The following is a 19,283-nucleotide window of genomic DNA, read 5'->3' on the forward strand; positions in this document are numbered from 1 at the left end:
GCCACCACCCCGCACCCCCAGGGAAAGGCCACTTCGTACGATGTTCGACGTCGAGTCCGACCGGAAGCCAGCCTCCGGCCTCCCCGTCACCGGAGGGCAGTCCGGCATCTGGCTGGCCCAGCAGATCGAACCGGACAGCAGCGCCTACACCATCGTGTTCGCGCTCCACCTCCGGGGAGCCGTCGACCTCGACCGCCTCACCGGCGCCGTCCGCCGCGCCGTCCGGGAGGCCGAGAGCCTGCACGTACGGTTCACCGAAGGTGACGGAGGACCGCGCCAGGAACCCGGCGCCCACCCCGTCACCGTCGGCCTGGCCGACCTGCGCCACACGGACGACCCCGACGAAGCGGCCGACCACTGGATAGCCGCCGACCGCGAACGGCCCGTCGACCTCACCGCGGACCCGCTCACCGGCCACACCCTGCTGCGCCTCGCGGACGACCGGGTCCTGTGGTGCCAGCGCTACCACCACATCGTCGCCGACGGCGCGGCAGCGGCCCTCATCACCCGGCGCGCGGGCGAACTGTACGCGGCCGGGGCACCGGACGGACCCCCGGCACCCGAGCCCCGGACCCCGGGCGACGAGACCCCCGACGCCCGGACCTCCGACGCCGGGACCCCCGGCACCGCGACCACGACCGGCGCCCCGGCCCTGCGGAACCCCGCCGACGCCCCGCCCGGAACCGGCCCGCACCCCGGCTCCCTCGCCCGGCTCGTCGAGGCCGACCACGCCTACCGCGCCTCCGAGCGGCACGCCGCCGACCGCGCCTGGTGGCTGGAGCGGATGGCCGACCGCCCCGAACCCGTCCGGCTCGTGGCACGCGGCGCGTCCCCCATGACCCGGCGACTGCGCCGCACCACGGAACTGGACCCCGGGACCGTCGAGCGGCTGACCGCCCTCGCGCACACCGCCGACGTCCGGCCCTCCCGGGTCCTCGTCGCCGCCGTCGCCGCCTATCTGCACCGGGCCACCGGCGAGCAGGACCTCGTCCTCGGACTGCCCGTCGCCGCCCGGCACGACGAGGTCTCCGCCCGCGTCCCCGGCATGGTCTCCAACATCGTCCCGCTGCGCCTCGCCGTCCGCCCCGCCACCACCGGCAGGGCCCTCCTGGCGCAGGTCCACGACACGGTCGCGGACGCCGTCGCGCACGGCCGCCACCGCGCCGAGGACCTGGCCAGGGAACTGGGCCTGGTCGACGGCGTACCGGAACTGGTCGGCCCGACCGTCAACGTGCTGCCCCGCCTCGCCGTCCCCGCCTTCGCCGGACTCCGGGCCGAACTGCGCCCCGTCTGGCTCGGCCCGGTCAGCGACCTCGCCTTCTCCTTCGCCGAGGGCCCCGCAGGACAAGGACACACCCTCCACCTCGACGCGGACGCCGACGTCTGCGACCCCGAGACCCTCGCCGCCCACGAGCACCGCTTCCTCGCCCTGCTCGACGCCCTCACCCGGCACCCCGACCGGCCCCTCGGCCGCGCCGAGCTGACCACCGGCGCCGAACGCGCGCTCCTCCTCGACGCGTTCGGCGCCGCCCCGCGCGAGGTCGCCGAACTCTCCTGGCCCGCCGCCTTCGAACAGCAGGTCCGCAGGACCCCCGAGGCCGTCGCCCTGGTCTGCGAGGACCGGGAGCTGACCTACGCCGCCCTCGACGAGGCCGCCGACCGGCTCGCCCGCGTGCTGCGCGCCCGGGGCGTCGGCACCGAGGACGTGGTGGGCGTGGCCCTGCCCCGCTCGCCCGAACTGGTGGTCGCGCTCCTCGCCGTCATGAAGGCGGGCGGGGCCTACCTGCCGCTCGACGCGGACCACCCCCGGGACCGGATCGCCTACATGCTGGCCGACGCCGGGGCCCGTACCGTCCTCACCGTACGGGAGCTGGCCGCCGAGCTGCCCGGGGCCCCGGACACCGTCCCGCTGCTCCTGGACGACCCGGCCGTCACCGAGGCACTCGCCGCCGCGACCGCCCTGCCCCCGCCGCCGCCCGTGCCGCTCGACCAGGCCGCGTACGTCATCTACACCTCCGGCTCCACCGGCCGCCCCAAGGGCGTCGTCGTCCCGCACGACGGCGTCGGCAGCCTCATCGCCACCGCCACCGACCGGATCGGCGTCACCGCCCGGAGCCGGGTCGTGCAGTTCGCCTCCGTCGGCTTCGACGTCACCGTGTGGGACCTGATCATGTCCCTGTGCGTCGGCGGCCGGATCATCCTCGTCCCGGCCGAACGCCGGGTCGCGGGCCCCGCGCTCACCGAGTACATCGCGCGGCACCGCGCCACCCACATGATCCTGCCGCCCTCCCTGGTCTCCGCCCTGCCGCAGGAGTGCGAACTCCCCGACGGCGCCGTGCTCGTCGTCGGCACCGAGGCGGTACCCGGCGAGCTGATCGCCCGCTGGGAGGGACGGCTCCGCGTCGTCGTCGCCTACGGACTGACCGAGGCGAGCGTCAACTCCACGCTCTGGACCGCCGACCCCGACCGGCCGGGCCCCGCGCCCATCGGCCGCCCCGACCCCAACACCCGCGCCTACGTCCTCGACACGGCACTGCGGCCGGTGCCCGTCGGCACGGAGGGAGAGCTGTACGTCGCCGGGCGCGGCCTCGCACGCGGCTACCTGGGCCGCGCGGGCCTCTCCTCGGAGCGGTTCGTCGCCGACCCCTACGGCGCCCCCGGCACGCGGATGTACCGCACGGGCGACCGGGTCCGCTGGGGCGCCGACGGCAACCTGGAGTTCCTGGGCCGCGCCGACGGCCAGATCAAGATCCGGGGCCACCGGGTGGAACCGGGCGAGGTCGAGAGCGCCTTCATGGCCTGCGAGGGCATCGCCCAGACCGCCGTCCTGGCCCGCGAGGACCACCGGGGCGTCAAGCGCCTGGTCGCCTACGTCGTCCCGGTGACCCCGGCAGGGCCCGAAGCGGGCCCCGGAGCCACGACCGCGACCGAAACCGGCCAGGGACCCGCGACCACGACCGGACACGGGGATGGGACACGGCCCCCGGCCGAAGACCCCGAAGATGCCGACGACGCCGCACGCGCCGAGCTCACCGCGGGCATCGTCGCCGCCGCACGCGCGCGCGTGGCCGGGGCGCTGCCCGAGCACATGGTGCCCTCGGCGGTCGTCGTACTCGACGGCCCGCTCCCGCTGACCCCCAACGGCAAGCTCGACACCAAGGCCCTGCCCGACCCCCGCTGGACGTCCCTGTCCGGCGCCGACGCCCCGACCACCCCCGCCGAGACCACCCTCGCGGCGCTCTTCGCCGAGGTCCTCGGGCTGCCCTCGGTCGGCGTCCACGACAGCTTCTTCGAGCTGGGCGGTGACAGCATCGTCGCCGTCCGGCTGGTGAACCGGGCCCGCGAGGCAGGTCTCGCCGTCACCCCGCGCGAGGTCTTCCGGCACCGGACCGTCGCCGCCCTCGCCACCGCCGCCGGTACCGCCGGGGCGCCCGCCGCCCCCGCGCGCCGGGTGGACCTCGACGGAAACGCGCTGCCCGTCTCGCCGCTCCAGGAAGGCTTCTTCTTCCACGCGGAGTTCGACGGCACCGCCGCCGACCTGTACGTGGTGCAGGAACTCCTCGACCTCTCGGAACGGGTGGACCCGGAACGGCTCCGCGCCGCGCTCCAGCTCCTCCTCGACCGCCACCCGCTGCTCCGCGCCTCCTTCCGGCAGCTGCCGGGCGGCCGGGTCGTGCAGCGGCTCGCGGACCGGGCGACCCTCCCGTGGCGGGAGGCCGACACCGCCGTGACGGCCCTCGACGACCTCCTCCGCGAGGACCGGGAGCTGCCGTTCGACCTCGGCCGGGCGCCGCTGCTGCGCGCCACCCTCGTCACCGAAGGACCGCGCCACCGGCTGCTCCTGACCCTGCACCACATCGTCGCCGACGGCTGGTCGGTCGCCGTCCTGCTGCGCGAGCTGACCGCCGCCTACCGGGGCGCCGACCTCGCTCCCGCCGTGGCGCCGGAACCGTACCTCTCCTGGCTCGCGGGCCGGGACCGCGAGGCCGCGCGCACGGCCTGGCGCGAGGCCCTGGCCGGACTCGAAGGCCCCACCCGGCTGCCCGCCCCGGAGGGCGCCGCGCCCGCCGAGCCGGGCCCGTCCGCGCCCGCCCGCCCCGAGCAGGTCGACACGCGCCTGCCCCGGGACCTCGGCGACGCGCTCACCGCCTACGCCAGGACCCACGGGCTCACCCTGAGCAGCGTCGTCCACGGCGTGTGGGGACTGCTGCTCGGTGCGCTGACCGGTGCCGACGACATCGTCTTCGGCACCACCGTGTCGGGCCGGACCACCGAGGTCCCCGGCCTGGACTCCGCCGTGGGCCTGTTCGTCAACACGGTCCCCGCCCGGGTGGCCCTGCGCCCCGACGAGACCCTGACCGGTCTGCTCCGCCGCGTCCAGGACGAGCACAGCGCCCTCCTCGACCACCAGCACCTCGGTCTCGCCGAGATCCAGCGGATCGCGGGCGGCGGCGAACTCTTCGACACGCTCGTGGTCTTCGAGAACTACCCCACCGGGGACGACCCGGCCCGCCTCCGGGACGCGTCCGGCCCGGGCGCCCGCACCGGGGGGACCCCCGCGGGCGACGGGCCCCTCGTCACCGGCGCCGAGGTCCTCGACGCCGTCCACTACCCGCTCGCCCTCGTGGTCGAGCCCTCCGCCGACGGGCTGCTGCTGCGGTTCAAGCACGACGCGGCGCGGCTCGACCAGGTGGCGGTCGCCGTCCTCGCGAACCGGTTCACGGGCCTGCTGCGCACCGTGGTCGGCGACTCCGGACGGACCGTCGCCCGCACCGACCTGCTCTCCGCCCGCGAGCGGGAGCACCTGACGGAACTGAACGCCACCGCGCACCCCGTGCCGGAGGCCACCCTCGCCTCCCTGATCGCGGACCGGACGGCCCGCACCCCGCACGCCCCGGCCGTCGCCTCCGAGGACACCGTCCTCAGCTACGCCGAGCTCGACCGGCGGGCCGAGGCGCTGGCCCGGCGGCTGCGGGCGCGCGGCGCGGGACCCGAGACGTACGTCGCCGTCGCCGTCCCGCGCTCGGCGGAACTGATGGTCGCCCTCCTCGGCGTCCTCAAGGCGGGCGCCGCCTACCTCCCGGTCGACCTGGACTACCCGGCCGACCGGGTGGCGTTCATGCTGGCGGACTCCGGCGCCCGGCTGGCCGTGACGACCGAGGAGTCCGCCGGACGCCTCCCGGCCGTCCCCGGCCTCGCGCACCTCCTCATCGGTACCGGACACGAGAACGACCCCGCCGACGAGAACGGCACCGCCGACCGGGACGAGACCGCCGCCGGGGACGGGACCGCCGCCACGGACACCTCCGCCCGCTCCGCCGGGCCCGACCACCCCGCGTACCTGATCTACACCTCCGGCTCCACCGGGCGCCCCAAGGGCGTCGCCGTCACCCACCGGGCCGTCGTCAACCGGCTCGCCTGGATGCAGGGCGCGTACGGGCTGACCGCCGACGACCGGGTCCTCCAGAAGACGCCGTCCAGCTTCGACGTGTCCGTGTGGGAGTTCTTCTGGCCGCTCGTCGAGGGCGCCACCGTCGTCCTCGCCCGCCCCGACGGGCACCGCGACCCGGAGTACCTCGCCGGACTGGTCGCCCGACGGGCCGTCACCACCCTGCACTTCGTGCCCTCGATGCTGGCCGCGTTCACCCGGGTCATGGAGACCGCCCCGGCCCCCGGGCCCGGCACCCCCGACTGGACGGCGAGCCTGCGCCGGGTGTTCTGCAGCGGCGAGGCGCTCACCGGCGCCGACGCCCGGCGCTGGTCGGAACTGACCTCCCGGCACGGCCGCCCGCCCGTCCCGCTGCACAACCTGTACGGCCCCACCGAGGCGGCCGTCGACGTCACGTACTTCCCGTACGAGGGCGGTGACGCCCCGGCCGTGCCGATCGGCAGGCCCGTGTGGAACACCCGGCTGCACGTCCTCGACCCGTTCCTGCGACCGGTGCCCGACGGCGTCCCCGGCGAGCTGTACCTCGCCGGGGTTCAGCTCGCCCGCGCCTACCACGACCGCCCCGGCCTCACCGCCGAACGCTTCGTCGCCGACCCGTACGGGACGCCGGGGGAGCGGATGTACCGCACCGGCGACCTGGTGCGGCGCCGCGCAGACGGGGCCGTGGAGTACCTCGGCCGCACCGACCGGCAGGTCAAGATCCGGGGCAACCGCGTCGAGCCCGGCGAGATCGAGACCGCCCTCGCCGCGCTGCCCGGCGTGGCCCGCGCCGCCGTCGTCGTCCGCGCCGGAACCCTCGTCGGCTACGCCGTCGCCGCCCCCGGCGCCGCGCTCGCCGGAGAGGCCCTGCGGACCGCCCTGGAGGGCGCGCTGCCCGCCCCGATGGTGCCGGGCGCCGTCGTGGTCGTCGCCGAACTGCCGCTGACCCCCAGCGGCAAGCTCGACCAGAACGCCCTGCCCGCGCCCGAGACGGCCCCCCGGGCCGCCGGACGCGCGCCCCGGAGCCCGCGCGAGCACGCCCTGTGCGCGGTCTTCGCCGAGGTCCTCGGCATCCCGGGCGTGGGCGCCGAGGACGACTTCTTCGTGCTCGGCGGCGACAGCCTCAGCTCGATCTCCGTCGCCACCCGCGCGCGTGCGAGGGGACTGGACCTCAGCCCCCGCGACGTCTTCGAGCACCGCACCCCGGCCGCCCTCGCCGCCGCCGTCCCGGACGCCCCCGCCCCGCCCGTATCCGCCGACACCCCCGAGGTACCCGTGCAGCCCGACGGCGTGACCGTCTCCGCAACCGACGCCGGGCAGGCCGCCGCCGCCCTCCAGGCCGTCCTCGCCCTCCAGCAGCGGTCCGGCGCCGCCGTCGACCCCGCGCTCAAGGCCCTCCTCGACCAGCTCACCGCCGCCGCGCCCCCGGCGGAACCGGAACCGGAGCCCGGAGCCGCCTTCAGGGGCCCCGACCTCACCCCCGAGGAGACCGCCCGCGTCCACACCGCCGCCGGACGGCCCGTCTCCGACATCTGGCCGCTCTCCCCGCTCCAGGAGGGCATGTACTTCCACGCCACCTACGACGCCGGGGACGCGCTCGACGTCTACCAGTCCCAGGAGACCCTGGACCTCGACCACCGGATCGACACCGCACGGCTGCGGGCCGCCTGCCGGACCCTCCTCGACCGCAACACCGGACTGCGCGCCGGATTCACCAGCGACGGACTGCCCCAGCCGGTGCAGTTCATCGTGGAGGGCGCCGAGATCCCGCTCGTCGAGGCCGACCTGTCCGGTCTGCCCGCCGACGAGCAGCGGGCCCGTACGGAGGAACTCCTCGCCGCCGACCGCAGGCAGCGCTTCGACCTCGCCGCCGCACCGCTCTGCCGCCTCCTCCTCGTCCGCCTCGGCGACGGCCGGGACCGGCTCGTCGTCACCCACCACCTGATCCTCTGGGACGGCTGGTCCGCCTGGCTGTTCCTCGAAGAGCTGTTCACCCTGTACGAGCGGGCCGGCGACCCCGCCGGGCTCCCGGTGCCCGGCGACTACCGCGACCACCTCGCCTGGCTCGACGCCCAGGACACGACCCTCGCCAAGGACGCCTGGCGCCGGGCCCTCGCGGGCTTCGACGAGCCCACCCTGCTCGCCCCCTCCGGCCGCGACACCGGCCCGGTCATCCCGGTGGACTTCGACGCCCGGCTCGACCAGGAGACCGGGGACCGGCTGCGGGCCGCCGCCCGCCGCCACGGCCTCACCCTGAACACCGTCCTCAACGCCGCCTGGGCCCTGGTGCTCTCCGCGACCACCGGCCGCTCCGACGTCGCCTTCGGCACCGCCGTCTCGGGCCGCCCGGCGGACGTCCCGAACGTCGCCGGCATCATCGGCATGTTCCTCAACACCGTCCCCGCCCGCGTCGCCCTCGCCCCCGGCGAGCCGCTGCTCGCCCTGCTCCGCCGGATGCAGTCCGAGCGCGCCGCCGTCATGCCGTACGAGTACGTGGGCCTCGGCACCCTCCAGCAGGAGACCGGGCACCGCCGTCTCTTCGACACCCTCTTCGTGCTCCGCTCGGCGGACGGCGAGGACCGGGCGACCGCCCTCCGCGAACGCCACGGCATCACCGGGGTGTCCAACGTGGACGGCACCCACTTCCCGCTGACCCTGATCGTCACCCCCGGCACCCGGCTGCGGGTGACCCTCGCCGCCCGGCCCGACCTGTTCGATGCCGGGGCCGCCACCACCATCCTGAGCCGCTTCACCACCGTCCTCGACCGGCTCGCCTCGGCCCTCGCCGGAGCGGACGCCGAGACCGCCACGACCGCGGGCACGGACCTGCTGCTCCCCGCCGAGCGGACCGCGCTCGCCGCCGCCCGGGAGTCCACCCGCGAACCGCTGCCCGACGACACCGTCGCCGACCTGCTGGCCGCCCAGGCCACCCGTACCCCCGACGCCGTCGCCCTGGTCTTCGGGGCCCGCTCCCTCACGTACGCGGAACTCGACGCGCAGGTCAACCGGTACGCTAGGCTGCTGCTCGCCCGGGGCGCCGGGCCCGAGAAGGTCGTCGCGCTCGCCCTGCCCCGGTCCATCGAGATGGTCGTCGCCCTCTTCGCCGTCCTGCGCACCGGCGCCGCCTATCTGCCGCTCGACCTCGACCACCCGGCCGACCGGCTGCGCCTGATGGCCGAGGACACCGGCCCCCTCTGCCTGGTCTCCACCGCCGCCGTCGCCCCGACGCTGCGGCGCGCGGACGGCCCCGTCGCCCCCGAACTCCTCCTCGACGACCCGGCGGTCACCGCCGAACTCGCCGGGACCTCCGGCGACGCCGTCGACGACACCGAGCGGCCCGCGTTCGCGCGCGGCCTCCCGGACCGCCTCGACCACCCCGCGTACGTCATCTACACCTCCGGCTCCACCGGCCGCCCCAAGGGCGTCGTCACCCCCTACAGGGGACTGACGAACATGCAGCTCAACCACCAGAAGGAGGTCTTCGACCCGGCGATCGCCGCCACCGGCGGACGCCGACTGCGCATCGCGCACACCGTGTCCTTCGCCTTCGACATGTCGTGGGAAGAACTGCTGTGGCTCGTCGAGGGCCACGAGGTGCACGTCTGCGACGAGGAACTCCGCCGTGACGCCGAGGCGCTCGTCGCCTACTGCGACGCGCACCGCGTCGACGTGGTCAACGTGACGCCCACCTACGCCCAGCTCCTCGTCGAGGAGGGCCTGCTCGACCACGACGAGGACACCGGCAAGCACCGCCCCGCCCTCGTCCTGCTCGGCGGCGAAGCCGTCTCCGACACCGTCTGGGCCCGGCTGCGCCACACGGAGGGCACCTACGGGTACAACCTGTACGGCCCCACCGAATACACCATCAACACCCTCGGCGGCTCCACCGAGGAGAGCGCCACCCCCACCGTCGGCCGTCCCATCCGCAACACCCGCGCCCACGTCCTGGACGCGATGCTGCGCCCCGTCCCGCCGGGCTGCCCCGGCGAGCTGTACATCGCGGGCACCGGACTCGCCCGGGGCTACCACGACCGGGCCGCGCTCACCGCCGAACGGTTCGTCGCCGACCCCTTCGGCGCACCGGGCGAGCGCATGTACCGCACCGGCGACCTCGTACGGCAGCGCCCCGACGGCCTCCTCGACTTCCTCGGCCGCACCGACGACCAGGTGAAGATCCGTGGCTACCGCGTCGAACTCGGCGAGATCTCCACGGCCCTGTCCGCGCACCCCGAGGTCGCCCACGCGGCCGTCGTCGTCCACGAGACCGCGGGCACCAAGCGGCTCGTCGGCTACGTCGTACGGGAGGACGACCAGCACCGCCCCGAGGACACGTCCAGCGCGCCCGGTGCGTCCGGCACGTCCAGCGCGTCCGGCACGTCCGGCGAAGGACGGCCCGACGACGGTCTCGCCCAGCGGCTCCGCGAGCACCTCAAGGCCCTCCTGCCCGACTACATGGTCCCCGCCGCGCTCGTCACCGTCGCCGCCCTGCCCCTGACCGTCAACGGCAAGCTCGACGTCAAGGCCCTGCCCGCCCCCGACCTCACCGGCCCCCGCACCGGCCGCGCCCCCCGCACCCCCGAGGAGGAGACCCTCTGCGGGCTCTTCGCCGAAGTCCTCGGCCTGACCGCGGGCAGCGTCGACATCGACGCCGACTTCTTCGACCTCGGCGGCCACTCGCTGCTCGCCACCCGGCTCGTCAGCCGCGCCCGCACCGCGCTCCACACCGAACTCGCCATCCGCGACCTGTTCGAGGCGCCCACCGTCGCCGAACTGGCCGAGCGCGCCACCGCCCCGCGCGGCCCCGCCCGCCCCGCCCTGGTCGCCGCCGACCGCCCCGCCGAACTGCCCCTCTCCCACGCCCAGCAGCGCCTGTGGATCGTCCAGCAGATCGAATGCGGCTCGGCCGCGTACAACTTCCCGCTGGTCCTGCGGCTGCGCGGCGCCTTCGACCACGCCGCCTGGCGCACGGCCCTCGCCGACGTCACCGACCGGCACGAATCGCTGCGCACCCTCGTCGCCGAACACGACGGGCGCGCGTTCCAGCGCATCCTGCCCGCCGGAACGGCCACACCCACCGTCGAACACCTGCGCGCCACCGAGGACGAGCTGACCGGCATCGTCGACGCCGCCGTCCGGCGCCCCTTCGACCTCGCCGCCGAACTCCCCGTCCGCGCCACCGTCGTGGAGCTCGCCCCCGACGACCACGTCGTCGTCCTCCTGCTCCACCACATCACCACCGACGAGTGGTCCGACCGCCCCTTCCTGCGGGACCTGACCACCGCCTACACCGCCCGCCTCGCGGCCACCGCCCCCGACTGGACGCCGCTGCCCGTCCAGTACGCCGACCACGCCCTCTGGCAGCAGCGGCTCCTCGGCGACCCCGCCGACCGGGACAGCGTCGCCGCCCGGCAGCTCGCCCACTGGCGCACCGCCCTGGCCGGCGCCCCCGAGGAACTCGAACTCCCCACCGACCGGCCCCGCCCCGCCCGCCCCACGTTCACCGGCGACGTCGTCGACGTCACCTTCGACCGGACGGCCCACGAGGGCCTGCGGCGGCTCGCCCGCGAGACCGGCACCAGCATGTTCATGGCGGTCCACGCGGCCGTCGCCGCCCTGCTCCACCGGCTCGGCGCGGGCACCGACATCCCCCTCGGCGCGCCCATCGCGGGCCGGGGCGAGGAAGCCCTGGACGACCTCGTGGGCTTCTTCGTCAACACCCTGGTCCTGCGCACCGACCTCACCGGCGACCCCACCTTCACCGAGCTCCTCGCCCGGGTCAGGGCGACCGACCTGGCCGCCTTCTCCCACGCCGACGTGCCGTTCGAGTCGGTCGTGGAGGCCCTCAACCCGACCCGCTCCCTCTCCCGCAACCCGCTGTTCCAGGTCATGGTCGGCCACCACGTCCGTACGGACACCGCCCCCCGCCTGCCCGGACTCGACGCCTCCTACCTGCCGCACCGGACCGGCACCGCCAAGTTCGACCTCGTCTTCAGCTTCACGGAGCACACCACGCCCGACGGCGCGGACGACTCCCTCGCCTGCCGTCTGGAGTACGCCACCGAACTCTTCGACCGGGAGACCGCCGAAGGCGTCGCCGACCGGCTGGCCCGGCTCCTCACGGCCCTCGTCACGGCCCCCGGACGCCCGCTGTCCGAAGCCGTCGTCCTCACCGGGGAGGAGCACCGGCTCGTCCTCGACGACTTCAACGGGGCGCCCCGCGAGGTCGAGGAGGAGACCCTGCCCGCGCTCTTCGCCCGCCGGGTCGCCGAACACCCCGGAGCCGTCGCCGTCGTCGAACGCTCCCGCGCGGTGACGTACGCCGAACTCGACGCCCGCGCCGACACCCTCGCCCGGCTCCTCGCCCGCCACGGCGTCGGCACCGAGAGCGTCGTCGGCGTGGCCGTGCCCCGCTCCGTCGACATGGTCGCCACGGTCCTCGCCGCCCTGCGCCTCGGCGCCGCGTTCCTGCCGCTGGACCTCGCCCACCCCGGCGACCGCCTCCAGTACATGATCGAGGACTCCGGCGCCGCCGTCGTCGTCGGCACCGAACCCGTCGCCGGGAAGATCCCCGCCGTCCCCGGCGTCCCCGTGCTGCTCCTCGACGCCCCCGGCACCGCCGACGCCCCGGACGGCACCGACGTCCCGCCGCCCGCCGGCCCCGCCGGGCTCGACCAGGCCGCCTACGTCATCTACACCTCCGGCTCCACCGGCCGCCCCAAGGGCGTCGTCGTCCCGCACGAGGGCATCGCCAGCCTCGTCGCCACCGCCGTCGACCGGATGGGCCTCGCCCGCGACAGCCACGTCCTCCAGTTCGCCTCCATCGGCTTCGACGTCTTCGTCTTCGAACTCGCCATGGCCCTCTGCCACGGCGGCCGACTGGTCCTCGTCACGGACGAGGCCCGGGTCGCGGGCCCCGCCCTGACCGACTTCCTCACCGCCCAGCGGATCACCCACATGATCCTGCCGCCGTCCCTGATGTCCGCCCTGCCGTCCGAATGCCGCCTCCCCGACGGCGTGACCGTCCTCGTCGGCACCGAGACCGTCCCCCCGGACCTCTTCGAACGCTTCGGCGCCACCGCCGACCTGATCTGTGCCTACGGACTCACCGAGGCGACCGTCAACTCCACCCTCTGGCCCGCCCGCGAGAACGGCGGTCGCGCCCCCGGCCGCGTCCCCATCGGCCGCCCCGACCCCAACACCCGCTGCTACGTCCTCGACGAGCACCTGCGGCCCGTACCGCCCGGCGTCACCGGAGAGCTGTACGTCGCCGGACGCGGTCTCGCCCGCGGCTACCTCGGACAGCCCGGACTCAGCTCGCACCGCTTCGTCGCCGACCCCTACGGGACCCCCGGCAGCCGCATGTACCGCACCGGCGACCGGGCCCGCTGGCGCGCCGACGGCAACCTCGACTTCCTCGGCCGGGTCGACACCCAGGTGAAGATCCGCGGCTTCCGCATCGAACTCGGCGAGATCGAGGCCGCCCTCGCGGGCCACCCCTCCGTCGCCCAGGCCGCCGTCCGGCCCGACCGCGCCGGGGACATCGTCCGCCTCGTCGGCTACGCCGTCCCCGAACCGGGCACCGGACGGGACCTCGACCCCGGGGAACTGCGCTCCCACCTCGCCGCCCGACTGCCCGAGTACATGGTCCCCGCCCTCGTCGTCCCGCTCGACGGGCCCCTGCCGCTCACCCCGAACGGCAAGCTCGACCACAAGGCGCTGCCCGCGCCCGACTGGTCGGCGATGACCGGCGACGCCCGCCCCGCCACCGCCACCGAGGAACGGATCGCGCTGCTCTTCCGCGAGATCCTCCGCCTCGACGACATCGGCGCCCACGACAGCTTCTTCGCGCTCGGCGGCCACTCCATGGCCGCGATGCGCCTCCTCGGCCGCGTCCGCGCCGAGTTCGGCGCCGAACTGAGCATCCGGGACGTCTTCGACGCACCCACCGTCGCGGGCCTCGCGGGCAAGCTCGACGGAGCCCGCGCCGCCCGGCCCGGACTGCGCCCCGCCGCCGCGCCCGGGACCGGGGGCGCCGACCTCCCCGCGGCCCCCGTCCAGCGGTGGCACTGGGACGCCCACCGGCGTGGCCCGGCCTTCGACCACGCGCTCGTCCTGCGCTCGCCCGGCGGCCTCGACCCCGACGCCCTCGCGGCGGCCCTCGCCGACGTCACCGCCCGGCACGAACCCCTCCGCACCGCCTTCGCCGAACACGACGGCACCCTGGTCCACCGGCCCGTCCCGGCCCCGGTCCTCGCCGTCGAGGACTGCCCCGACCTGGACGCCCGCATCGCCGAACTCGCCGCCTCCGACGCCGAGGCCGAGCAGGCACCCCCGGTGCGGGCCCGGCTGCTCACCGCGCCCGACGGCACCCAGGCGGTCGTGTTCACCCTGCACTACCTCGCCGTCGACGAATGGTCGGTGGTCCCGCTCTTCCGCGACCTCACCACCGCCTACGGGGCCCGCGCCGAGGGCCGGGCCCCCGAACCGGCCCCGCTCCCGGTGAGCTACACCGACTACGCCCGCTGGGCCCGCGAGGTCCTCGGCGACCCCGCCGACCCGGACAGCCGGGGCAACCGGCAGCTGGACCACTGGCGCCGGACCCTCCAGGGCGCTCCCCGGGAACTGGCCCTGCCCTCGGACGGCCCGGCCGACGCGCCCGCGCCGACCGGACGACCGGCGGCCGGACAGGTCGGGTTCGTCCTCGACGAGCGACTGCACGCCGACGTCGACCGGCTCGCCAGGACCACCGGCACCAGCATGTTCATGGTGCTGCACGCCGCTCTCGCCGCCCTGCTCACCGACCACGGCGCGGGCACCGACCTGCCCATCGGCACCATGGTCGCCGGACGCGACGACGACCGCCTCGCTGACCTCGTCGGCTGCTTCTTCAACACGGTCCTGCTGCGCACCGACACGGCGGGCGACCCCACCTTCACCGAACTCCTGGCCCGTGTCCGGGAGACCACCCTGAGCGCCCTGGACCACCAGGAGGTGCCGTACGACGAGGTCGTGCGGGCCGCCGGACTGCGCCCCGAGGGCCCCCAGGTGCGGGTGATGCACCACGAGCAGGCCGACCTCGCGGACCTGGAGGGCGGGGTCGGCGACCTCGTCGCCGTCCCGACGGGCGCCGTCCGCGCCGAGCTGACCCTCAGCTTCCACGAACCACGGGGCGAGGGCCCCGTGCACTGCGCCCTGATCCACGCGACGCGACGGATCGGCACGGCGAAGGCCCAGCGCCTCGCCGAGGAGTTCCAGACCCTGCTGCGCAAGGCCACCCGGAACGCCGGGCAGCCCCTGTCCCAGCTGTCCGGTGTGCACCACAAGAGGAGTGAGAACGCATGAGCACCAACCCGTTCGAGGACCCGCAGGGCCGTTTCCTGGTCCTGGTGAACGACGAGAACCAGCACTCGCTGTGGCCGTCCTTCGCCGAGGTCCCCGCCGGATGGCGGACCGTCTTCGGCGAGGACACCCGGGAGGCCTGCCTGGCACACGTCGAGACCCACTGGACCGACCTCCGCCCGGCGAGCCTGGCCGCCCGCCAGGGCTGACCCACCACGACCGACGGCCGCCCGAGGGGGAATCCCCCTCGGGCGGCCGTCGTGCGTACGGGGAGGGGACCCGCACGCGGGGAAGCCGCACACGAGCGGTCCCGTCCGAGCGGTCTCGTGCGAGCGGTCTCGTGCGAAGGGGGCCGTACGTGTGAAGCCCGCGCGCGAGAACCGTGCGTGCGGGGCCCGTACGAGCGAGGGCCGCAGGGCAGGGCCGTACGAGCGAGGGCCGTACGGGGTGCCCGTACACGAGCGAGAGCCGTAGAGCGGGGCCGTACGAGCGAGGGCCGTACGAGGTGCCCGTACGCGCGAGGACCGTACGAGCAAGGCCGTACGGGAAAGGGGGCCGGTACGACGTCACCGTCGTACCGGCCCCCTCCGCGAGGTCCGCGACCCGGCCGGGCCCCCTGAGGAGCCCGGCCCCGTCACACCTCGCCGGGCGTCTTCTCCCCGGGCTCCCGGCGGCTCGCGGACCAGGCTTCCCAGAGGCCCGCGTACCGGCCGCCGGCCGCCACCAGTTCCTCGTGGGTGCCGGTCTCCACGATCCGCCCCGCGTCCAGGACGACCACCCGGTCGGCGGCGGCGGCCTGCGGCAGACGGTGGGCGACGAGCAGCCCGGTGCGCCCTTCGAGCGCGCGGGCCGCCGCCTCCTCCAGGACCCGCGCACCGGCGCTGCCCGCGTCGGCGGTGGCCTCGTCGAGGATCGCGATCGGCGGATCGGCCAGGACGAGCCGGGCCAGGGCCAGGTGCTGGGCCTGGGTGACCGTCAGCCGGTGGCCGCCCTCGCCGACGACCGTGTCCAGGCCCTCGGGGAGGGCCTTCGCCCACTCCAGGGCGCCGACCCGGTCGAGCGCCGCCCGCACCTGCTCCTCGTCGGCGTCGGGCCGGGCCAGACGCAGGTCGTCGGCGAGGGTCCCGGCGAAGACGTGCACCTCCTGGCTGATGAGCGCCACCGTACGGCGGACCCCGGCGGGTCCGAGTTCGCGGACGTCGACCCCGCCGAGCGCGATCGAGCCCTTGAGGGGGGCGTGTACCCCCGCGACGAGCTTCGCCAGGGTCGTCTTCCCCGCGCCGCTCGCGCCGACGAGCGCCACGCGTTCCCCGGTGCGCACCCGCAGGTCCACCTCGTGGAGCACGGGCTGCCCGGCACCGTAGGCGTGGCTGAGTCCGGACACCGTGACCGAGCCGTCCGCCGCGGCGGGGCTCTCGCTCGGGTCCCGCTCCGCCGGGAGGTCCGACACGCCGACCAGACGCGCGAAGCTGGCCCCCGCCGACTGGGCGTCGTCCAGGAGGAAGAGGGTCGCGTTGATCGGGTTGAAGAGGCTGTGGAAGTACAGCGCGGCGGCGGTGGCCGTACCGATGCTGACCGAGCCCCGGTCGACCAGGAGGAATCCGGTGCCGAGCATCGCGGAGAGACCGATGAACTCGGCCAGGTTGAGCCGCGAGAAGAACCCGGTGACGATGTGCACGCCCCGCAGGCCCAGATCGCGGGCCGCCTCGGAGCGGCGCTCCAGGAGGTCCGCGTGGGTCCGGCCCAGCCGGAAGGCGCGGACGGTCCGGACCCCGCCGACGCTGTCGAGCAGCTGGTGCTGCAACGCGCCGGTGGCGATCCGGTGTTCGGCGTACACGGGAGCCGAGCGGCGCAGGTACCAGCGCACCGAGACCACCTGGATCGGCGCGGCGAGGAGCGCGGCGATCAGGAAGCGCCAGTCGAGCAGGGCGAGTCCGCCGAAGGTGAGCACGATGGTCAGGGCCGAGCGGCTGAACTCGGGCAGTGCCTGGCGCACCGACTTCCCGATCACGGACACGTCGCTGGTGACGCGGGAGACCAGGTCGCCGGAACCGGCCGCCTCCACGCGGTCCAGGGGCAGCCGCAGCGCCCGCTCGACGAACTGTTCGCGCAGGGCGGCCAGGACGGTCTCGCCGAGCCGTGCGACGAGGGCGCCGCCGACGGCGGCGGCGGCGCCCCGGGCGAGCGCGACGACCACCAGGAGGACGAGCGGGAGGGTGAGGGCGGCGGCCCCCTTCCGGTCCACCACCAGGTCCACGACGTGGCCGAGGAGGGGGGCGGTGAGCAGGCCGACGGCGGTCCCGGCGACCAGGACGGTGAACGCCGTGGTGGTCAGGGTCCGGTGCCCGCGCAGCAGTTCGCGCAGGGCGGCGCGGGACTCGGCGGCGCCGGCGGTCGGCAGGAGGGCGCGGTCCGGTCCGGTTCCGCTCATGGTCGCTTCCGTCTTCTCGGTGGGCTCCGGCGGGGTGCCGGGGCCGGGGCGGTCGTCGGTCCGGCGGCCGGTCCGTTCGTGGCCGTCCGGGCGGGAGCCGTCGGTCAGGTCGTCGTCAGGCGTCCCGCCGGGCCCGGTGGCCGTACGGCCTACGGTCGCGGCGCCCGGTCCGGCTCCGGCCGTACGGTCCTCGGTGTCCGGTCCGGCCGTGCCGTCCGGGCGGTGTTCCCCGACGGCCGTCATGCCAGCACCGCCGCCCGGTAGGAGGCGTCGGTGGTGAGGAGTTCGGCGTGGGGGCCGCAGACCCGTACGACACCGTCCTCCAGGACCACCACCCGGTCCGTCACGGCGAGGAGCGCGGGGCTGGTGGTGACGAGGAGCGTGGTGCGGTCCTTGCGGACCTCCCGGAGCCGGGCGGCGATCCTGGACTCGGTGACGGTGTCCACGGCCGTCGTCGGGTCGTGGAGCACCAGTACGGGCCGGTCGGCGGCGAGCGCGCGGGCGAGTGCCACGCGCTGGCGCTGCCCGCCGGAGAGCGACCGGCCGCGTTCGGCGAGCAGGGTGCCGGTGCCTTCGGGCAGGAGCCGGGCGACCTCGTCGGCGGCGGAGGCGCCGAGGGCGCGTTCGACGGCGGCCGGGTCGTCCTCGTGGGCCCCGGCGCGGACGTTGTCGAGGAGGGTGCTCTCGAAGAGGTCGGCGTCGTGGCGGGCGACGAGCACGGCCCGCCGGAGCCCGTCGGGGTCGAGGGAGGTCAGGGGCGTGCCGTCGAGCACGACGGCTCCCGCCTCCGGGTCGGCCTCGCGGGCCAGACAGACGAGGAGGTCGTCGGCGAGGGCCGGGTCGCGGGTGACGACCCCGGTGAGACTGCCGGGCGGCAGGTCGAGGTCCACGCCCCGCAGGGTGCCGAGCGACACCCCGCGCAGGGCCAGGTGTCCGGGGGTGTCGTCGGCGGGCACGTCATGGCCCTCGGCGACGGCGGCGGGGGAGTCGAGGACCTCGGCGATCCGCCGGGCGGAGGCGCGGCCCTGGGCGAGTTCGGCGTTGACGTAGGTCAGCAGCTGGAACGGGCCGAGGAGGAACTGGGCGAGGCCCACGGCGGCCACCAGGTCGCCGACGCTGATGCTGCCGTCGACGGCGAGGTAGGCGCCGACGATCGCGATGAGCGCGATGAAGACGCCGGTCAGCGCGAGGACGGCGCCCTCGTGTCCGGCCCGGCTGCGGGCGGCCCGCAGCGCGGCGGAGAGGGAGTCCCTGCTGGTGGTGCGGTAGCGGGCGACGGCCGCGGACTCGGCGCCCATGCCCTTGAGGACGCGCAGTCCCGAGACCAGGTCGGCGGCGACGCCCGAGGCGTGCGCGGCCCGTTCCTGCTCGGTCTCGCTGCGCCGTTCGAGGGGGCGGCTGATGCGGTGGCCGAGCCAGAGCAGCGGCGGGATGCCGAGGAGGACGAGCAGGCCGAGCGGCACGGAGATGCGGAGCAGGGCGACGGCGCTGATGACGAGGGCGGCGAGCGCGGCGACGCCGTACGGGATCACGGTGACCACCGAGCCCACGCGCCGGGCGTCGTTGGTGGCGATGCTGGTGAGGGCGCCGGGGAGCCGGTCGGCGTCGGCTCCGCCCCGGGGGTCGAGCACCCGCGCGCCCAGGCGCAGCCTGAGCCGGTGCGAGGCGATCTCGCCGGTGCCCTCGGTGATGCGGGCGCTGGTCCGGTAGCAGGTCGACAGGACGAGGAAGAGGACGGCGAGGACCATCAGGAGGCGCAGCAGCGCCGAGGAGGAGCCGGTCGCCACGGCGCTGTCGATGATGGCGCCGATGACCACGGGGACGAGGGCCTCGCAGCCCTGGTGGGTCATGCCGAGCAGGGAGGCCGCGATCACCCGGCGGCGCTGTTCCCTGATCGTCTGGCGGAGGACAAGTCCCCCCGCAGGTCCGCCGGTTGGCATGGGACTCCTTCACGGAGGCGGAATGACAAGTTAGGTAAGCCTACTCTGAGTCTGGGCCGGGGGAGGATGGTCCCGGCGCCGGAGGAGGACGGTCCCGGCGCTGGCGGAGGGCGGTCCCGGCCGATGCGTTGACCCTCCGTGGCAG

Annotated in this window: 4 protein-coding genes; 2 read left to right on the forward strand and 2 right to left on the reverse strand. The window is 75.7% G+C overall.

What is annotated here, in order from left to right:
• The first annotated feature begins 40 nt into the window (after positions 1–40).
• Both ACFXGN_RS28815 and ACFXGN_RS28820 read left to right on the forward strand, forming a co-directional pair.
• On the forward strand, positions 41–14,770 hold the full coding sequence (locus tag ACFXGN_RS28815) for an amino acid adenylation domain-containing protein (RefSeq protein ID WP_384864741.1): 14,730 nt from the start codon (positions 41–43) through the stop codon (positions 14,768–14,770).
• Positions 14,767–14,976 carry an MbtH family protein gene (locus tag ACFXGN_RS28820; RefSeq protein WP_351784125.1) on the forward strand — a complete coding sequence of 70 codons (210 nt, stop codon included), beginning with the start codon at positions 14,767–14,769 and terminating at the stop codon, positions 14,974–14,976. Before ACFXGN_RS28815 ends, ACFXGN_RS28820 begins: the two co-directional genes overlap by 4 nt.
• Positions 14,977–15,401: 425 nt before the next feature.
• Here the strand turns inward: ACFXGN_RS28820 and ACFXGN_RS28825 are convergent, their stop codons facing one another.
• Complete coding sequence (locus ACFXGN_RS28825; RefSeq protein ID WP_384864789.1) at positions 15,402–17,198, reverse strand: ABC transporter ATP-binding protein; 1,797 nt, start codon at positions 17,196–17,198, stop codon at positions 15,402–15,404.
• A 239-nt stretch (positions 17,199–17,437) separates the two neighbouring features.
• Positions 17,438–19,138 carry an ABC transporter ATP-binding protein gene (locus ACFXGN_RS28830; protein ID WP_384864742.1) on the reverse strand — a complete coding sequence of 567 codons (1,701 nt, stop codon included), beginning with the start codon at positions 19,136–19,138 and terminating at the stop codon, positions 17,438–17,440.
• Between the last annotated feature and the right edge of the window lie 145 nt (positions 19,139–19,283).

The sequence above is a fragment of the Streptomyces sp. NPDC059247 genome (assembly GCF_042754005.1).
Classification (GTDB): Bacteria; Actinomycetota; Actinomycetes; order Streptomycetales; family Streptomycetaceae; genus Streptomyces.

Coding starts and splice junctions, on each gene's coding strand:
- ACFXGN_RS28815 (WP_384864741.1), top strand. CDS start 41: ATGTTCGACGTCGAGTCCGACCGGAAGCCAGCCTCCGGCCTCCCCGTC.
- ACFXGN_RS28820 (WP_351784125.1), top strand. CDS start 14,767: ATGAGCACCAACCCGTTCGAGGACCCGCAGGGCCGTTTCCTGGTCCTG.
- ACFXGN_RS28825 (WP_384864789.1), bottom strand. CDS start 17,198: ATGAGCGGAACCGGACCGGACCGCGCCCTCCTGCCGACCGCCGGCGCC.
- ACFXGN_RS28830 (WP_384864742.1), bottom strand. CDS start 19,138: ATGCCAACCGGCGGACCTGCGGGGGGACTTGTCCTCCGCCAGACGATC.